Raw genomic sequence first — 17483 nt, 5'->3', positions numbered from 1 at the left:
CTTGATCTGTAACAAGCTCACTCCTTGCCTACTTATTCTGCCTACTTCGCTTTTATACACTTTATCTCTTCACACAGGATGAGAACATCTTTATACGGAAACAGGACTAAACAGCGGATGGCTATGCTCCCGCTGCTATGGGTCAGACACTTGTTCATTACAGGGCTACTTGGCTTCGGTACTCTGCTGATGAGCCAGGCTCAGTCAACAGCACCGGTGCGTGGTCAGGTGATCGACGAAAATGGGAGTGCATTGCCCGGCGTATCGGTTGTTCTGAAAGGAACACAGATCGGTAATGTAACGGATCCCAGCGGGCGCTATTCGGTCAACGTACCTGCCAGCGGCGGAACGCTGGTTTTCTCATTTATTGGTTATACGTCGCAGGAAGTGCCTACCAATGGCCGCTCAACGGTGGATGTGACCATGGCTGCCGACATCAAGTCACTGAACGAGGTAGTGGTGGTAGGGTATGGTACCCAACGCAAAAGCGACATAACCGGCGCTGTAGCTTCCGTCAGTGAAGCGACCTTGAAGGAGGTACCTGCGCCCAACCTGGTGAATCAGCTGAAAGGCCGGGCGGCCGGGGTCACTATTGTCAGCAACGGGTCAACGCCGGGTTCGCAGGGCCAGATCAGGATCAGGGGGAACCGCACGCTGACAACCAGCCAAAGCGGAGCCGACGCGCTGGATGGTCCGCTGGTGGTAGTGGATGGCATACCCTATAGCGGGCTGAATGACCTTAACCCCGATGATATTGCCAACATCGAAATCCTGAAAGACGCCTCGGCTACCGCCATTTACGGGTCGCGGGGTGCCGGTGGGGTACTGCTGGTGACCACCAAGCGCGGCAAAACCGGGAAGCCCGTCATCAGCTATGATGGGTATCAGAGCGTTACGTCGATCATGGGCAAGTACCCTGTATTCAACGGGGCCGAATACGCCCAGTTTAAAACGGATGCGGCCACCTACAACCGCTCCTCAGCAGGCACTACGTCTTACCCGCTGACGCAGCCGGAGAAAGACGCACTGGCCGCTGGCGTATCTACCGATTGGCAGGACCTGATCTACCAGAAAGGCTTCACCACCAACCATCAGCTCGGGCTACAGGGCGGTACCGAAACGACACAGTATGGTATGAACGCAGGCTATTTCCGGGAACAGGGTATTATTCCTAACCAGGACTTCAGCCGGTATAACATTCGGGCAACCATCGATCAGCGGATAGGTAATCGGGTAAAAGTCGGGCTCAACACCCTGAACACGTTGACCTATACGAATACGCCCGGTGGGGGCGGCGTTCCATCAGGCCTGGTGCGGCTAACTCCCTTAGCTTCACCGTATAATGCAGACGGCACCCTGAATCTGACGCCAGCCATTGGCTCTATCGATGCCGCTACGATCAGCCCGCTGACGTTGCTTACGAAAAGTAGCTCTATACTGGCTCGCTCGCGTAACCTTCGGACTTTCAACAGCCTTTATGCCGAGGTAAACATTATCGATGGACTTCGGTACCGGTTCAATGCGGGGTTAAACTACAGCCAGAATTCGGGCAATGGGTATAGCGGTCCGTTGACGTACGTGAATACGGCTACGGTGCAGTCGTCATCCAACGCCAATATCAGCAATACGGAGACCTGGAACTACGATCTACAGCACCTGCTGTATTACGACAAAACGGTTGGCAAGCACAAAATTGGCTTCACAGGCTTGTTTGAAGTGGTGAAAGATCACTCGGTGGGCAGTAATTTCAGCGTAACGGGCGTACCTGCCGATTACATTGCCAATGCCAACTTCGGGCTGGCCAGTGGCACACCAGTGGCCGATCCGACCCAGCAGTTCTTCTCAGAACAGGGGTTGATCTCCTACATGGGTCGGGTAAACTATAGCTATGCTGACAAGTACCTGCTTACGCTGACGATGCGTCGGGACGGTTCGTCGACGCTGTCGCCAGGTAACCAGTATTTCAACTACCCGGCGGTGGGCCTGGGCTGGAACATTGCCGAAGAGAATTTCGTGAAAGGTGTTCCGGCTATTAATACGCTGAAGCTAAGAGGTGGTTTCGGTATTTCGGGTAACCGAAACGTAAGCCCCTACGCCACCTTGGGCGCTTTATCGGCAGGGTATTACAATTTTGGTCTGGGTACCGCCGGTCAGCAACTGGCCTATACCGTCACCAGTTTGCCCGCTACCAATTTGGGCTGGCAATCGACCGCACAGGTAGACATTGGACTTGATTTCGGCTTGTTCAACAACCGCATCACGGGTAGCGTCGATTATTACAACCAGCAAACGAAAGACATTCTGCTGTCTGTACCGCTGCCGGCTAGTAACGGGGCCGGTTCTACGCTGAAAAACCTGGGCAAAACGGAAGGGAAAGGCATGGAAGTGTCGTTGACTGTTGATGCGATTCGGAAACAAAAAGGCTTTAACTGGAGCATCGATGCGGTTTTCTTCTTTAACCGGGAAAAAATTACGCAACTCACCACTCCCACCGAGCAATCTAATATTGGCGCAGGCTGGTTTGTGGGCCAACCCTTGAGCGTTATCTACGACTACCGGAAAATCGGTATCTGGCAAACGGCCGATAAAGAAAACGGTACGCTGGCCAAGCAGACGTCGCCGGTTCAATATCCGGGTCAAATCCGGATTGAAGACCTGAATGGCGATGGGAAGATAGACCCGAGCGACCGGCAGATTCTGGGCAATTTCCAGCCTAAATGGGAGGGTGGTATCACCAACCGATTCAGCTATAAAGGCTTTGACCTGTCTATTGTTACGTTTGCCCGGATGGGGATGAAGGTGGTCGTGCCTTACCTCACCGGCAACGCGGGTGGTGCGGGCGGTTTCCCTTTCTTCAACCAGGGCCGCGTAAACCAGGTGAAAGTGGATTACTGGACGGAAACGAACCCGACCAACGCCTTCCCGGCACCGGATGCCAACAATTCGGTAGCCAACTATGCCTCAACGCTGGGGTATTACGACGGCTCGTTCGTCAAGATCAGGAGCATCAACTTCGGCTACAACGTACCCAGCCAGTTAGCCCGGAAAATCGGGATGAACTCGGCCCGGGTTTATATCAACGCGACCAATCCGCTGATCCTGTATTCGCCGCTGGTGAGCGCCAAGCTGGCCATCGACCCGGAAGGAAACGGGTACGCTGGTACGCCAGGGTCTAACGGAGGAACGGTAACGGCACAAGGGGCCAGCGACTCGGGAGCCGCCGCCCGTCAGATTGTCGTAAACATGAATAACCCGCCTGTGCGGCAGTTCACGTTTGGCGTAAATCTTAAATTCTAATTGTCAACACGCTCATGAGAACGATAAAAGTTGGGTTAATCATTGGTCTGATCGCCTTGTCTGGCACAGGCTGTAAAGACATATTAGAGGAGCATCCGCAATCGCAGGTTGTTCCTACGTATTTCAATAGCCCGTCGGGTGTCCTGGGCGGTATCGCCGGCGTATACAACGACATCCGGTCGGATTGGGGTACTGAGGGGTTCACCGTGGAGATGCAGGCGGGAACCGATGAATTTATCCAGGGGGCGAGTTCCGGCGGCGGTGTTGCTTACACGTATAATGGCCTGAACGGTAGTAATTTCGGGGCTGCCTGGAACGTAGCGTTTCAGGATATCAATACCCTGAATGGCGTATTGCAGTATGGCCAAACGGTCGATTTGCCCGATGCTACCCGGAAACAGTATCTGGCGCAAGCCAAGTTTCTGCGCGGCTTCTGGTACTTCTACCTGGTACAGACCTTCGGCGATGTGCCGCTGCACACGACCTTTATCACGGTGCCTTCGCAGGCCGATTCGCGCCAGCCGGTAGCACAGGTGTATGAGCAGATCATCAAGGACCTGACCGAAGCGGCTGCCGATCTGCCCAACCAGCCTACGGCTCCGTTTCTGGGTAAAGCGGCCACTAAGGCTACCGCCCAACTGCTATTGGCCAAGGCGTACCTGACTCGTGGCTGGTTGAACAATACCGCCGCTGATTTTGCGCAGGCGGCCGCTATTTGTGATGCCATCATTGCCAATAAAGCATCATACGGACTCGATTTATGGCAGGATTACGGCGATGCGTTTGTGCCCGCCAACGATTACGGTAAAGAAACGATGTTTGTCAGCGACCACGTGGCCGACCCCAAATATGGGTATTATACGGTGGGTGGTGCTGCTGCCGGTGGGGCAGCCCAAAACCTGACACCCTGGTTTACGCAATGGAACTACCCGACGAACAGCACGATCAATGCGTTTAAAACAGCGGCCGGAACTCTGTCATTTGCCGGTCCATCGAGCATGATCCGCGATTCGTTCTACGGTCGGCCGTTCATCCGGATGCGCCCCAACAGCGATAAGGTAAAAACCGGCGACAATGCAGGCAAGAACTACTTCCTGGATCAGGCATTCGTAAAACGCGATGTTGATTCACGGTTTGTCAATTCGTTCTTCACTGCCTATATCGCCAATACGTCTGCTACCAACACGCCTACGGCCGCCAACAACAGCCGGGGAATTGGCTACACAACCGTAGCGGGCCAGGATACCGCCGTTTGGTTCCCCGATGTCGAGGTGGCTGGTGCGCCCCAGTTTGTCGGTACGCGGCCCTTCAAAGGGATTGTGGTACCGCCCAGCCTGTGGAACAACGCGATCTATCCCGGCCTGAAAAAGTTTATGGACCCCAGCCGGGGGGCCAACTTCAATGACCCATCGACCCGCCCGGTTGTGCTATACCGTTTCTCCGACGTTTACATGACGGGAGCCGAAGCGTACCTGAAGGCAGGCGATGCCACCAAAGCAGCAGCGATGATCAATGTGGTGCGTCAGCGGGCGGCGTTCCGCAAAACAAACACGGCGGCTCAGAATGCTGCCGCTGTAGCCGCCATGACCATTACGCCCGCCGATGTGACTGTGGACTTTATCCTGGATGAGCGTAGCCGTGAGTTCTTCGGCGAATGGCAACGGTGGCTTGATCTGGTACGTACCCGCTCACTGGTTCGGCGCGTAAAAGCCTGGAATGCAGAAGCGGCTCCGTATGTACAGGAGTTCAATATGCTGCGACCAATCCCTCAATCGCAAATTGATCGGGTGGTCGATGGGCCTAAGTTCCCGCAAAACCCTGGCTATTAATCAAGGTTACACACGTGAAACGAACGACGCCTCTGTCTTTGGGGCGTCGTTCGCTTTGCTGGGTAACTCACCGGACTTTACCGGAGCTGCATCGCCTTTCTGATCAGGTCAAAAGATGGCCGATGGGGAAAAGTCGCTGTCGCTCAGGCAAGTGCGGTGGGTCTGTGCCGTTTCGTGACATAGGCTACTACGAAGCAGCACTACGACGAGACCGATAGGCTGGTCGCCATGGGTCGCAGCCGGGCATTGGAAGCATTCCAGTAGGCCGCTGCCCCCGCCACCGAACTGTTCATCAGCGAACATAACCCGGAGCAGCGCAAAACCAGGCTGAGCGTGCAGGCTACGATAGTTCAGGCAGTGATATACAAATACGTACCGGCGGCTCAATGGGCTGGTTGTTTCGATCTGCGGTGTCATGATACCGACAGCTGAATCGTGATCAATCAAAAAAATGCTTACCCGCTCCTGTTCAACGCCGGTTGTACCAGGAGATCGGTTCATGCAGCGATGACGCAGAGGCATGAAGGGCCTCAGAGAAACGGTCATTCATTGTCATTGAGTAGTCATTCTCGCGGCACAGTGGATGACAACAAATGATAGCAGCGTGTACTGGCAGCGAGGCCTGATGACCGTGTGGTGGTGTTGATATGCAATCGGTTGAAAATGGGTAGAATTGCGGAGCGAAATCCTTGTGTTCGAGCTTACTACAACTCCTAAACCAATCTCTATTTTCCATGAAGCTGACAGTCGTCATAGCCGTACTACTGTGCCTGCTTGGCCAGGCAGCAGTGTCAGTAGGCCAGCAGATTTCCCGCGAGGAGATGCTTTTTCTAACCCCTGAGTGGAAGGGCGAACGGTTTGCCGATGGGCGTCCGAAAGTGCCCGATGCATTGCTCAAACGCATGCGGCTCGTCACGCATGAAGAAGCCTGGGCGGTGATGAAAGGCGAGAATTACAAATACCAATATGCCGAAGGCTGGCAAACGATCAACCCAGACAGCGTACTGGTGGGCCGCGCCGTTACGGCCTGTTTTATGCCCGGTCGCCCCGACATACACAAGGTGATCGACCAGAAAGGCCACGACAAGGATGGGCGCGTGAAAGGGCAGAACTCTTGGCCAATTGATCTGCTCGTGAAAGGCGACGTTTACGTGGTGGACCAGTACGGGATGCACGAGGATGGCCCCACCATCGGCGATAACCTGGGTAATTCGATCTACGCCAAAACCGGCAACGGAATCATCTACGAAGGCGCCGTCCGCGATGTGGCCGGGTTAAAAGAGATTGGCGGATTTACGTCGTATTTCCGGAGCTATCACCCGTCGCACCATAACCCGCCCGGTGATCTGAACACCGTGCTGATCGGGATCAACAAGCCAACGCGTATTGGTAAAGTGCTGGTTATGCCCGGTGATATTGTGCTGGGTCGCGACGGGGCGGTTTCGTTCATTCCGCCCCACCTGGCCGAGAAAGTCGTGAAAACGTCGGAGATCGTCCGGCTGCGGGATATGTTCGGCCACCTGCGGTTACGGGAGCAGAAATACACGCCCGGCCAGATCGACACCCGCTGGTCGGATGAGATCGAGAAGGACTTTTCGAAGTGGCTCAACGACCACGTCAGCGAACTGCCCGTGCCCAAAGAGCAGATTCAGGACTACCTGAAAACACGTACCTGGTAATTCGACTCACCTAAACCTGCTACGATCATGACCACGTCCCGTCGCTCCTTCCTGACTAAAAGTGCCATCGCCAGTGCGTTGGCCGCTACCTCACTCTCAACCTTCGGCGAAGGCCTGGAAACGGCCGTTCACCGCGCCCCCCTGTCTTCGGCCCCGTCTGACCTGAAAATCACGGATATCAAGTGCGGCTACACCCGCAACGGGCATAGCCTGTTCGTGAAAGTCCACACCAACCAGGGCATCTGGGGCTGTGGCGAGGCCGTCGACGCGTCGGTGGGTACGTATCACCTCGTGAAACTGATGGCCGAACGCATCAAGGGTAAAAGCCCGCTGAACGTGAACCGGTTGTTTGAAGATGTGCGTAAATCGGGTTTTTTCGAGGGTGCGCAGGCTGGCATCTACATCTCCGTGCTGTCGGCCATTGAAACGGCGTTGTGGGATCTGACCGGCAAAGCGCTCGGCCTGCCGGTGTATCAGCTATTGGGTGGCAAATACCGCGATAAAGTGCGGGTGTACTGCGACACGGGTGCCTACCGCGAGACCGACACCAGCCCGGATGCGTTTGGCAAGAGCGCCAAAAAAGCGGTCGATATGGGGTTCAATGCTGTGAAATACGACATCGACGAGCGGAATGATCCGAACAAATACGACGCCTACAACTGGACCGCCAGCCAGGGTGAGCTGGAGCGGATGTACAACCAGATTGCCGGTGTTCGGAAAGCCGTTGGTCCGAAGGTCGACATTTGCGTGGATATGCACGGCCGCTACGATATGACCACTGGTCGACGCGTGGCGAAGATGATGGAGCCGCTGAACCTGCTGTTCCTGGAAGAACCCATTCCCGCCGAAAATGCCGAAGCCTACAAGCAGATTCGCGAAGCCTCGAACACGCCAATCTGCGCGGGCGAAAACCATTACCTGGCCCACGGATTCCGGAAGCTGCTTGAGATTGGGGCCGTCGACATCATTATGCCCGACTTGCAGAAGGCGGGCGGCCTGGGCGAAGGTCAGCGTATTGCCAACCTGGCCAACCTGTATTACGTACCGTTTGCGCCGCACATGGTAGCCTCGTACCTGGGCGCAATGGCCTCAAGCCACGTGTGCGCGTCGGTGCCCAACTTCCTAATCCTGGAGTGGCAGATCTATTTCCACGAAGAGCCCATGTTCAAGGAGATCGTCACCTTCGATGGGCCAATGGTAGAAAAAGGGTTCATTCCCTTGTCGAATAAACCTGGTATCGGCGTAGAAATTAACGAAGAAGGGATGCGGAAATACGCCCCGAAAGGCGTGCCGTTTTTTGTGTGAAGCTTTCGCGAAGCCGCACAGCGCGAAAGCAACCGTAAGTTTTAACGATTACCCATGAGAGTAAGGCTGTTTGTTGGTTTGTTGGCCTGTGTACTATCCGTGCCAATCCTTGCCGCCGGGTCGGAACCTGGGCTGGCTGATACCACCGTTGCGCTGCCGCATCTGCAAAAACGGGGTACGTTCACCCGGCTGATCGTGAAGGGAAAACCATTTCTGATGGTGGGCGGCGAGCTGGGTAATTCGAGTGCGTCGGATAGGGCGTACATGAAACCGGTCTGGCCGAAGCTCGCGCAAATGCACGTCAACACGGTGCTGCTCCCGATTTACTGGGAACTGCTGGAGCCGCAGGAAGGACAGTTCTCGTTTGGGCTGATCGATTCGCTGATTGCCGATGCCCGCCAGCATAACATGAAGCTGGTGCTGCTGTGGTTTGGCGCCTGGAAAAACAGCATGTCGTGCTACGTACCTGAGTGGGTGAAAACAGACACGAAACGTTTCCCCCGCGTGCAGAACAAGACGGGTAGAGGACAGGAAATTCTCACGCCGTTTGCCCCGGAAAACCTGGAAGCCGACCGGAAAGCGTTCGTGGCCCTGATGCGGCATATACGGGCTATCGATGAGCGCGACCAGACGGTCATCATGGTTCAGGTGGAAAACGAGATCGGTATGCTGCCCGACGCCCGCGACTATTCGCCCGCCGCGAACACGGCCTTTCAGCAGGCGGTGCCCAAGCCGCTGATCACGTACCTGGAGGCGCACAAAGCATCGCTGGCCCCGGCTTTGCAGACTGCCTGGCAAGCCAATGGATCAAAGACGGCGGGTAATTGGGAAGCCCTTTTCGGCAAGAGCCTGGCCACCGACGAGCTGTTTATTGCCTGGTATTTCGCGCAGTATGCTAACCGGATCGCCGAAGCCGGGAAAGCCCAATACCCACTGCCAATGTTTGTCAATGCGGCCCTGAATCGGCCCAACGTAAAACCCGGCGATTACCCCAGTGGTGGCCCGCTACCCCACACCATCGACGTCTGGAAAGCCGGTGCGCCTGCCCTCGATTTCCTGTCGCCCGATTTTTATAATCCCGATTTTAAGCTTTGGAACGACCAGTATACCCGCGCCGATAACCCGTTGTTCATTCCCGAAATCAAGTTCGATGCCACCGTGGCGGCCAAAGCGTTTTATGCCGTTGGCCATTACGGAGCCCTGGGTTTTTCGCCGTTCTCTATCGAATCGACGGATAAACCGGCCGAGCAGCCCATTGCCCGCAGCTATGACCTGCTGACCCAGTTAAGTCCGCTTGTGCTGGCGCAGCAGGAGTCAAAAACGATGAACGGCATGCTGTTCGACAGGAAAACGGCCACTGATACCATTCGGATGGGTGGCTACACGTTTATCTGTAAGCATGACTATACGCTGGGCTGGTCGCCGAAAGCAAAAGACGAGGAATGGCCCATGACGGGTGCGCTCATTATCCAGACCGCCTCCAACGAATTTACCGTAGCCGGAACGGGCGTGGTCATCACGTTTTTATCCGACGACCCGGCCGCACCCGTTGCCGGTATTGCCCGGATCGATGAAGGAAAATACGTCAACGGGCAATGGGTAGCCGGTCGACGGATGAACGGTGATCAGGATCATCAGGGACGACACCTGCGCATTCCTGTCGACGAGTTTAGTATCCAGAAACTCAAGTTATACCGGTATAAATAACTCAACTATGCTACTCATCACTCGTCTTCTGCTGCTTGCGGCAGGTCTGGCCATTCTTACCCCGGCGGTCGCTATCGACCCTGATGCTTATGTGTCGGGTCAGAAAGGGACAGGGCGTTTTGCGCTCGTTGCGGCGGGGAAAGCTACGTCACTCGTTGCCAGTAGCGCTGATTTTGCGGGTGTAACGCGGGCGCTGAAAAACCTTCAGGCTGACATTAAAAAAGTTACCGGCATTGAGCCGACAGTGCTGACGGAAACGACCCAGGGAGAAAAAGAAATCGTGCTGGTAGGTACGTTGGGGAAAAGCCCCCTGATCGACCAGTTGGTGAAGGCCAGAAAGCTGAACGTGGCCGACCTTTCCGGGAAGTGGGAAACCTTCGTGACGCAGACCGTGGACAAGCCATTTCCCGGAGTTGAGCGGGCGCTGGTCATTGCCGGTAGCGACAAACGCGGCACTATTTTCGGTATTTATGATCTGTCAGCGCAAATCGGCGTGTCGCCCTGGAACTGGTGGGCCGACGTACCTGTACAACCGCAGTCGGCACTGTATGTATTGCCCGGTCGGCATACGCAGGGAACGCCCGCCGTGAAGTACCGGGGTATTTTCATCAATGATGAAGCGCCCGCGCTCTCGGGCTGGACGAAGGCGAAATTTGGCGGGGTCAACCACGCTTTCTACGAGCACGTCTTCGAGCTGATTCTTCGCATGAAAGGCAATTACCTCTGGCCGGCCATGTGGGGCAACGCCTTTTACGATGATGACTCCCTGAACCCGAAACTGGCCGACGAATACGGCGTGGTGATCGGCACAACGCACCACGAGCCCATGATGCGGGCCCACGACGAGTGGCGACGCTACAACAAAGGGCAAGCCTGGAATTACCAGAAAAACGACGCGGCCCTCCGTGACTTCTGGCGGACGGGTGTTCAGCGGATGGGCAGCTACGAAAGCATTGTCAGCGTGGGCATGCGGGGGGATGGCGATGCGCCGATGAGCCGCGAAAGCAATACCGCGCTGCTGGAGCAAATTGTGGCCGATCAGCGCAAAATCCTGACCGAAGTGACGGGGAAAGACGCCGCCGCCACGCCCCAGCTTTGGGCGTTGTACAAAGAGGTGCAGGACTATTACGACAAAGGCATGCGCGTGCCCGACGATGTGACGCTGCTGCTCTGCGACGATAACTGGGGCAACCTGCGTAAGCTTCCCGCTATTGGCGCACCGAAGCGGACGGGCGGCTACGGTATCTACTACCACTTCGATTATGTGGGTGGACCACGTAACTATAAATGGTTGAATACCAACCCGATTGCCCGTACCTGGGAGCAGATGCACCTGGCCTATGAACACGGCGTTGACCGCATCTGGATCGTGAATGTGGGCGATATCAAACCGATGGAATTTCCTATCGAGTTCTTCCTCGATTACGCCTGGAACCCGGCCAAGTGGCCCGCTGCGAAACTTGATGAATACACCCGGCTTTGGGCCGAAAAACAGTTCGGCCCTAAACATGCCGCCGCCATTGCTGATGTACTGGCGAAATACACGAAATACAACGCCCGCCGGAAACCTGAACTGCTAGCCCCCACAACCTACAGCCTGACCAACTACCACGAGGCCGAAACCGTGGTGGCCGACTATAACAAGCTGCTGGCCGAAGCGGAACAGATTGGCAAGCAACTGCCCGCCGCCTATCAGGATGCCTATTTCCAACTGGTGTTGCATCCGGTGAAAGCCTGCGCCACGCTGAACGATCTGTATGTGGCCGCCGGGCAGAACCAGTGGTACGCCAAACAGGGCCGCGCTGCCACCAACGACCGCGCCGACCGCGTGAAACAACTGTTCGACAAAGACGCGCAGATTTCCCGTTTCTACAATGACACGCTGGCAGGGGGCAAATGGAGCCACATGATGGACCAGACCCACATCGGCTACACCTACTGGCAGCAACCCGAGAAGAACAAAATGCCGGACGTGAAAACCATCGACCTGCCCGCCAACGCGGACATGGGCGTGGCCATCGAAGGATCCGAAGGGTGGTGGCCGGGCGCTGCCATGGCAGATGAAGCGAGCGCAGGTACGTCGGGGGCAGCCGTTTTACCCACGTTCGATCCGTATAACCGGCAGACCTACTACATCGATGTGTTTAACCGGGGGCAGGCTCCGTTTACATACACGGCGCAGGCTGACGTTCCCTGGTTGAAAATTAGCGTGCCAACCGGAACCGTTACCAAAGAAACCCGCCTGCTGGTGAGCGTCGACTGGAAGAACGTACCCATCGGCCAGCAACGTACCCAGCTTACGATCAGCGGATCAGATGGTAAACGCGTAGTGGTGCAGGCAACGGTCAATAACCCGGCCTCACCGAAACCAGCCGAGGTGAAAGGATTTGTCGAGAGCAACGGATACATTTCTATCGAAGCCGAACACCCCAGCCGGGTGGTTGAAACGGCCTCGGTGAAATGGCAACTGATTCCCGATATTGGCCGCACCGCTGCCGGCATGACCATTGCGCCGGTCACAACGCCCAGTGTCGAGACCCCTTCCGGCACGTCGCCCCGGCTCGAGTACGCTGTGTATCTGGCCGACAGCGGCACCGTGCAGGTGCAGACGTACCTGTCGCCCTCGCTCAATTTCAACGACAACAAAGGCCTCCGCTACGCCATTTCGTTCGACGATGAAATGCCGCAGGTGATCAACATTCACGCGAACGAGACCGACAAACGGTGGGAAAAATCGGTGGCCGACAACATTCGTATCGTGCTGTCGCAGCATAAACTGGCAAAAGCTGGGGTACATACCCTGAAAATCTGGCTGGTCGATCCGGCGGTGGTGATTCAGAAACTGGTCATCAGCCGGGGTGTGGTCAAACCCAGTTACCTCGGCCCACCCGAAAGTTTTCACAGGTAGATCTTTCTTCTAAACGAACTCATCATCCGGTTAAACGAACCGTCTAAATCCAATGAAACACCTACTTATCAGTAGCCTGCTGTTGACGTTACCCGGTTCGCTGTTCGCTCAATTTGGCCCGCGAACGCCTGAGCAGGATAGCCTTATGGCCCGTCAGCAGCGCAAAACGCAGGCCGACCATCAGGCCATGATGGCGCAGCTTAACATCACCCAGTTGCGGCCGGGTCCGTCGGGCAACCCGAAAGCACCCAACGCCGCCAACGCCGACGAAAGCAAGGCCAGTCCGTATACGTCGCTGCCCGATCCATTGGTGCTGAAAAACGGCAAGAAAGTGAAGTCGGCGAAAGAGTGGTGGCAGAAGCGACGCCCCGAAATCGTGGAAGATTTCGATCGGGAAGTCTATGGCCGAATGCCCGCCAACGTACCTGGCGTGCGTTGGGAAGTGGTGAGCACCAAAGATACCGTGGATGGCAGTTACCCGATTAAGCTGAAAAAGCTGATTGGCCACGTCGACAACGCAACGTACCCAGCCATCCACGTCGATATCGACCTGACGTTGGCTACGCCAGCCGCCGCCACCGGACCGGTGCCCGTTATGATGGAGTTCATCTTCAAGTTTCCGGCCGGTTTCAGACTGCCACAGCCGCCCACCTCGTCTACCGCGCCGGTGCCATTAACCTGGCAGCAACAGTTGCTGGCAAAAGGCTGGGGCTATGCGCTGCTGGTGCCAACCAGTTACCAGGCCGATAACGGCGCGGGCCTCACCGAAGGCATTATCGGGCTGGTCAACAAAGGCCAACGCCGCAAGCCCGACGACTGGGGTGCCTTGCGGGCCTGGGCATGGGGAGCCAGCCGTGCCCTGGATTATTTCGAGACAGATAAAGCCGTAGATGCCAAACAGGTAGGTATCGAAGGCCTGTCGCGTTACGGCAAATCGGCGGTCGTGGCCATGGCCTACGAACCTCGCTTCGCCATCGGGTTCATTGGCTCGTCGGGCGAAGGGGGCGTGAAGCTGCATCGTCGGCTCTATGGAGAGCAGGTCGAGAACGTAGCCAGTTCGGGCGAATATCATTGGATGGCCGGCAACTTCATTAAATATGCCGGACCACTTACGCCGAACGACCTGCCCGTTGACTCACATGAATTGGTTGCCCTTTGTGCGCCCCGTCCGGTGTTCATCAGCTCGGGTTCGCCCGACGTGGAAGGCCGCTGGCTCGATGCAAAAGGCATGTTTCTGGGCGGTGTATACGCGGGTCCGGTCTATGAGCTGCTTGGCAAAAAGGGCCTGGGGACAACGGAGTACCCGGCTCAGGAAGTGGCCGTAGACAGTGGCGAGATCGCCTACCGGCAACACAGCGGCGGGCACACCACCGTGCCCAACTGGCCCGCCTTTCTGCAATACGCCGATCGATATATGAAAGTGACGGTGAAGTGAATCACTCCGTTGTCGCTCGCTTGTAGCGAGTGACGACTATCTGTAGGGCCTCTGGCCCGGCTGCTGGTTTAGTGTGGAAACATTTATTGAGTCAATTCGCAAGGAACCACCGGGCCAGAGGCCCTACAGGTAGTCGTCACTCGCTACAAGCGAGCGACAACGGAGTCGCGGAGCTTTAGCCCCCTTCAGGGGGTAGGGGGTAAAGCCGTGGATAAATCAAATTAATTTTAACTGATTTCTAAGAATGAAAAGATACCACTGGCTATTCATCCTCTTGCTGACCACCACGTTTAGCTACGCACAAACGTCACCACCCGGCGATGATGGCTACCGGCTTTGGCTGAAATACGACCTGATCACCAACGTACCCAGGCGGCAGGCCTATGCCCAGTCGGCGCAATTTATTGTCATGCCCGGCAACTCGCCTATCCTGAAATCGGCGGCTGATGAGTTGCAGATGGGGTTGACGGGCCTATTGGGCAAGGCCGTGCCAGTAGTGGCTAGTGCGGCCGGTCGGAAAGGCGGGATTGTGCTCGCGGTATCGTCGGGCGCGGGTGGATCGGCTGTGAACAACGAGGGCTACCAAATTACCATCAACACCGGAAACATCACGATCTCAGGCAAAACCGATGCGGGGGTGCTGTACGGGGCTTTTGCCCTGCTCCGGCAGCTACAAACGGGCCAGCCCATCGAGCGACTGTCACTAACGAGCAGCCCCAGGGTGCAATACCGGATGCTGAATCATTGGGACAACGTTGATGGCACGGTTGAACGGGGATATGCCGGTCAGTCGCTCTGGAAATGGTATGAACTGCCCGAACGCATCGACCCGCGCTACCGCGACTATGCCCGCGCCAACGCATCCATCGGTATCAACGGCATGACGGTCAACAACGTGAATGCCAGTGCCCGCTTCCTGTCGGTCGACTACATTCAGAAAGTGGCGGCGCTGGCCAGTGTGTTTCGTCCGTATGGCATTCGGACGTATATCTCGGTATACTGGGCCGCCCCTAAAACGCTGGGTGGCCTTAAATCAGCCGATCCGCTCGACCCGCAGGTACGTGCCTGGTGGGCCGCCAAAGTGAAAGAACTGTATCAGGCCATTCCCGATTTCGGTGGCTTGCTGGTGAAAGCCAATTCGGAAGGTGAACCCGGCCCGCAGGATTATGGACGTACCCACGCCGACGGCGCCAACATGCTGGCCGAAGCCATGAAACCCTACGATGGTGTGATCATCTGGCGGGCGTTCGTTTACAAGGCAGATCCCAACGGCGACCGCTTCAAAGCCGCTCATGAAGAGTTTACGCCCCTCGATGGCACTTTCGACAAAAAGGTGATTGTGCAAGTGAAGAACGGCCCCATCGACTTCCAGCCCCGCGAACCGTTCTCGCCGCTGTTCGGCAATATGCCGAAAACACCGCTGGGCATGGAATTTCAGATCACGCAGGAATACCTCGGCTTTGCCACGCATATGGTCTACGAAGCGCCCTTGTTCAAGGAATGTCTGGACGCGGACACCTACGCGAACGGTAAAGGCTCAACCGTGGCGAAGGTCATCGACGGAAGCGTACACAGCTATGCACGCACGTTGATGGCGGGCGTAGCCAATGCCGGTTCAGCCCGCAACTGGACCGGCCACCCGATGGCGCAAGCCAACTGGTACGCCTTTGGGCGGCTGGCGTGGGACCATACCCTGTCGTCGGAGGCCATTGCCAGTGAATGGGTAGCCATGACACTCACGCCTGAGCCGCAGGCGGTGAAACGCATCACGAACCTGATGCTGAAATCGCGGGATATTTACGTCGATTACAACACGCCCATTGGCCTGTCGCGCCCCTGGACGGGTGTGCATTTTGCGCCCGAACCCTGGCAGAACCGCAGCCCCCGCCCCGACTGGACGGCCGTTTATTACCACAAAGCCGATTCGCTTGGCCTGGGCTTCAACCGGACCGTAACGGGTAGCAATGCGCTGGCGCAATACCGCCCGGAGGTGCGGGCGCAGTGGGAAAACCCCGAAACCTGTCCGCTCCCGTACCTGCTTTGGTTTCACCATGTGGCCTGGAACAAAAAACTGACGTCGGGCCGTACGCTCTGGGCTGAGCTCTGCACCCGATTCTATACCGGGGCTGATTCTGTCCGCTGGATGCAAGGGGAATGGGCAGCCGTAAAACCGGCCATAAATCCCGACCTTCACGCCGACGTGTCGGCCCGGTTGGCCACGCAACAACGCGAAGCCATCTGGTGGCGCGATGCCTGGGTGTTGTATCTTCAATCGTTCGCTAAGCAACCCGTACCTGCGCCTTTCAAACAGCCGGATCGCACGCTCGACGACGTAAAACAATCCGTGAACCTCTATCTGTTACGCTAATGAATTCAGTGAATGCAATTCAGGACAATGTCCTTCCAGACGGCCAGCCTACGCTTTCCAGCATCTTTTCGCTCGAAGGAAAATTAGCCCTGATCACCGGCGGCGGTAGCGGCATCGGTTTCGACATTGCCCGGTGCATGGTGCTGGCCGGTGCCGATGTGGTCATCACCGGCCGGCGCGAACAACCCCTGCGTGATGCCGTTGACACGCTGGGCGAAAAAGGGCATTACATGGTGAACGACGTGACTGAACGCGAGTCGCTGGAAGAGCTGGTGGCCACCATCGAAGCCACCTACGGCCCCATCGATATCCTGGTCAACAACGCGGGCGTCAACATGAAAAAACCGGCTTTAGACGTTACCGACGAAGATTTCGATCGAATCGTACACACGAACCTCAACTCGGTCTTTACGCTGACACGTACCTGCGCCAGGCGGATGCTGGAACGGGGAAATGGCTCGATCATCATGATCTCGTCGATGGCCGCCTATTACGGCATCGACCGGGTGGTGGCCTACGCAGCGTCGAAATCGGCCGTTGAGGGCATGGTGAAAGTGCTGGCGTCTGAGTTTTCGGGGAAAGGTGTTCGCGTGAATGCCATTGCGCCGGGCTTCATCGAAACGGCCATGAGCAAAACCGCGATGGGCGGCGACCCCGACCGCTTTGCCCGCGCCATGCGCCGTACCCCGATGGGTAAATTCGGCCAACCCGCCGACATTGGCTGGGCCGCCGTTTTTCTGGCCTCCGAAGCGGCTGGGTACGTTACCGGTGTCTCGCTCCCCGTCGACGGCGGCAACTCAATTGGGTTTTAACGAAGACTTCGTCGTTATCAGGTGGTCATTAATGGGCAGTAAGTGGTCATTACACTACGCTGTTTTTATAGCCAATTGTTGTTTTCCAATACATAACAACAAATAACCGGTATGCTGGAGCGGGCGCAGCGTAAAAACGCCAA

Annotated in this window: 10 protein-coding genes; 9 read left to right on the top strand and 1 reads right to left on the bottom strand. The window is 56.4% G+C overall.

The window, feature by feature from the left end:
- The first annotated feature begins 78 nt into the window (after positions 1–78).
- Entirely contained in the window at positions 79–3297 is a 3219-nt protein-coding gene (locus tag ACAW75_RS00150; protein ID WP_370726627.1) for a SusC/RagA family TonB-linked outer membrane protein, read from the top strand.
- Positions 3298–3311: 14 nt separating this feature from the next.
- Complete coding sequence (locus ACAW75_RS00145; protein WP_370726626.1) at positions 3312–5126, top strand: RagB/SusD family nutrient uptake outer membrane protein; 1815 nt, start codon at positions 3312–3314, stop codon at positions 5124–5126.
- Positions 5127–5234: 108 nt separating this feature from the next.
- On the opposite strand, the gene ACAW75_RS00140 is transcribed toward ACAW75_RS00145, so the two are convergent.
- Positions 5235–5627: a hypothetical protein gene (locus ACAW75_RS00140; protein ID WP_370726625.1), complete on the bottom strand. Its 393-nt coding sequence runs from the start codon at positions 5625–5627 to the stop codon at positions 5235–5237.
- 233 nt (positions 5628–5860) lie between these two features.
- Between ACAW75_RS00140 and ACAW75_RS00135 the strand changes: the two genes are divergently transcribed.
- The 7 genes from ACAW75_RS00135 to ACAW75_RS00105 all read left to right on the top strand — a co-directional run bounded on the left by ACAW75_RS00135 (position 5861) and on the right by ACAW75_RS00105 (position 17340).
- Positions 5861–6805: an RraA family protein gene (locus ACAW75_RS00135; protein ID WP_370726624.1), complete on the top strand. Its 945-nt coding sequence runs from the start codon at positions 5861–5863 to the stop codon at positions 6803–6805.
- 27 nt (positions 6806–6832) lie between these two features.
- Positions 6833–8110: a mandelate racemase/muconate lactonizing enzyme family protein gene (locus ACAW75_RS00130; RefSeq protein WP_370726623.1), complete on the top strand. Its 1278-nt coding sequence runs from the start codon at positions 6833–6835 to the stop codon at positions 8108–8110.
- A gap of 54 nt (positions 8111–8164) precedes the next feature.
- Complete coding sequence (locus ACAW75_RS00125) at positions 8165–9817, top strand: GH35 family beta-galactosidase (protein ID WP_370726622.1); 1653 nt, start codon at positions 8165–8167, stop codon at positions 9815–9817.
- Positions 9818–9824: 7 nt separating this feature from the next.
- Positions 9825–12725, top strand: a complete 2901-nt coding sequence (locus tag ACAW75_RS00120; RefSeq protein WP_370726621.1) for a glycosyl hydrolase 115 family protein — start codon at positions 9825–9827, stop codon at positions 12723–12725.
- 52 nt (positions 12726–12777) lie between these two features.
- Positions 12778–14160, top strand: coding sequence for a glucuronyl esterase domain-containing protein (locus ACAW75_RS00115; protein ID WP_370726620.1), 1383 nt, complete (start codon positions 12778–12780; stop codon positions 14158–14160).
- A gap of 244 nt (positions 14161–14404) precedes the next feature.
- Positions 14405–16528, top strand: coding sequence for an alpha-glucuronidase family glycosyl hydrolase (locus tag ACAW75_RS00110; protein WP_370726619.1), 2124 nt, complete (start codon positions 14405–14407; stop codon positions 16526–16528).
- Positions 16528–17340, top strand: coding sequence for an SDR family NAD(P)-dependent oxidoreductase (locus tag ACAW75_RS00105; protein WP_370726618.1), 813 nt, complete (start codon positions 16528–16530; stop codon positions 17338–17340). The genes ACAW75_RS00110 and ACAW75_RS00105 overlap by 1 nt, the downstream gene beginning before the upstream one ends.
- The last annotated feature ends 143 nt before the right edge of the window (positions 17341–17483 follow it).

This window comes from Fibrella arboris (assembly GCF_041321095.1).
Lineage (GTDB): Bacteria > Bacteroidota > Bacteroidia > Cytophagales > Spirosomataceae > Fibrella > Fibrella arboris.
This window is presented reverse-complemented; position numbering and strand designations above follow the sequence as displayed.

Coding starts and splice junctions, on each gene's coding strand:
- ACAW75_RS00125 (WP_370726622.1), top strand. CDS start 8,165: ATGAGAGTAAGGCTGTTTGTTGGTTTGTTGGCCTGTGTACTATCCGTG.
- ACAW75_RS00115 (WP_370726620.1), top strand. CDS start 12,778: ATGAAACACCTACTTATCAGTAGCCTGCTGTTGACGTTACCCGGTTCG.
- ACAW75_RS00140 (WP_370726625.1), bottom strand. CDS start 5,627: ATGAACCGATCTCCTGGTACAACCGGCGTTGAACAGGAGCGGGTAAGC.
- ACAW75_RS00135 (WP_370726624.1), top strand. CDS start 5,861: ATGAAGCTGACAGTCGTCATAGCCGTACTACTGTGCCTGCTTGGCCAG.
- ACAW75_RS00130 (WP_370726623.1), top strand. CDS start 6,833: ATGACCACGTCCCGTCGCTCCTTCCTGACTAAAAGTGCCATCGCCAGT.
- ACAW75_RS00105 (WP_370726618.1), top strand. CDS start 16,528: ATGAATTCAGTGAATGCAATTCAGGACAATGTCCTTCCAGACGGCCAG.
- ACAW75_RS00110 (WP_370726619.1), top strand. CDS start 14,405: ATGAAAAGATACCACTGGCTATTCATCCTCTTGCTGACCACCACGTTT.
- ACAW75_RS00150 (WP_370726627.1), top strand. CDS start 79: ATGAGAACATCTTTATACGGAAACAGGACTAAACAGCGGATGGCTATG.
- ACAW75_RS00120 (WP_370726621.1), top strand. CDS start 9,825: ATGCTACTCATCACTCGTCTTCTGCTGCTTGCGGCAGGTCTGGCCATT.
- ACAW75_RS00145 (WP_370726626.1), top strand. CDS start 3,312: ATGAGAACGATAAAAGTTGGGTTAATCATTGGTCTGATCGCCTTGTCT.